Source organism: Frankia sp. AgKG'84/4 (assembly GCF_023242965.2).
GTDB lineage: Bacteria > Actinomycetota > Actinomycetes > Frankiales > Frankiaceae > Frankia.
On the sequence record NZ_JALKFU020000774.1, the window covers coordinates 1 to 1,142 of the forward strand.

1 protein-coding gene is annotated in these 1,142 nt (G+C 74.9%); it reads right to left on the minus strand.

Features of this window, described 5'->3' with window-relative positions:
- Positions 1-128: 128 nt before the first annotated feature.
- Entirely contained in the window at positions 129-998 is an 870-nt protein-coding gene (gene rapZ / locus MXD58_RS25125) for an RNase adapter RapZ (RefSeq protein WP_248839945.1), read from the minus strand.
- Positions 999-1,142 lie beyond the last annotated feature (144 nt).

A 1,142-nucleotide genomic window follows, 5' to 3' on the forward strand; every position in this document is an offset into this window, starting at 1 on the left:
GGCGGGAATCGGCGGACCGGCGGGAATCGGCGGACCGGCGGCACCGGACCGGCCGACAGCCACGCGCTGGCCGGCGGCGGTGGGCCGGCAGGGATCGGTGGGCCGGCAGGGATCGGTGGGCCCCACGCTCACTCCCGTCCCAGGTCGCGGTGGACGACCCGGACCCCGACGCCGTCGGCGGCGAGCCGCGAGCCGATCTGCTCGGCCATCGCGACACTGCGATGCTTGCCGCCGGTGCACCCGACCGCCAGCGTCAGGTACCGCTTGCCCTCCCGCGCGTAGCCCTCCCCGATCAGCCGCAGCAGCGCCGCGTACTGGTCGAGGAACGCCGCCGCGCCGGACTGGGCGAGGACGTAGTCGCGCACCTGTGGATCCCGGCCCGTGTACGGGCGCAGTTCCTCCACCCAGTGCGGGTTGGGCAGGAACCGGCAGTCGGCGACGAGGTCGGCGTCCAGCGGCAGCCCGTACTTGTAGCCGAACGAGACGACAGTGGCGTTGAGCCGGCGGGCGTCCGGCTGCCCGAACGCCGCGTCGATCTTGGCCCGCAGCTCGTGCACGTTCAGGTCCGTCGTGTCGAGCACCAGGTCGGCCTCGCCCCGAAGCTCGGCGAGCAGCGCCCGTTCCCGGCCGATGCCGTCGACGACCCGCCCGTCGCCCTGCAGCGGGTGCGGCCGGCGGACGTGATCGAACCGGCGGATCAGCGCGTCGTCGCTGGCTTCCAGGAACAGCATCCGCGGGTGCATGCCGCGGGCGTCGAGGGCGGCGACCGCGGCCCGCAGGTCCGAGAAGAACGCCCGGCCGCGGACGTCGACGACGACGGCGATCCGGCTGACGGCGCCGCCGGAACGATGGCCGAGCTCGGCCATCGTGGACAGCAGCGCGGGCGGCAGGTTGTCGACGACGAACCAACCGAGGTCCTCGAGGCACTTCGCCGCCGTGCTGCGCCCCGCGCCGGACAGGCCGGTGATGATGGCGAGCTCAAGGGTGGGTGTGGTCATGGCGTCCGTCCCGCGTCGACGTGGTCGGGACCACCGGTCGCGTCGCCGGCGGTGCCGCCGCCGTGGTCGGGTGGCGGCGCGTCGTCGAGAATCTCACCGGTGGCCGCGTTGACGGCGGGCGCGGGTGCGCCGGCGGCACCCGGC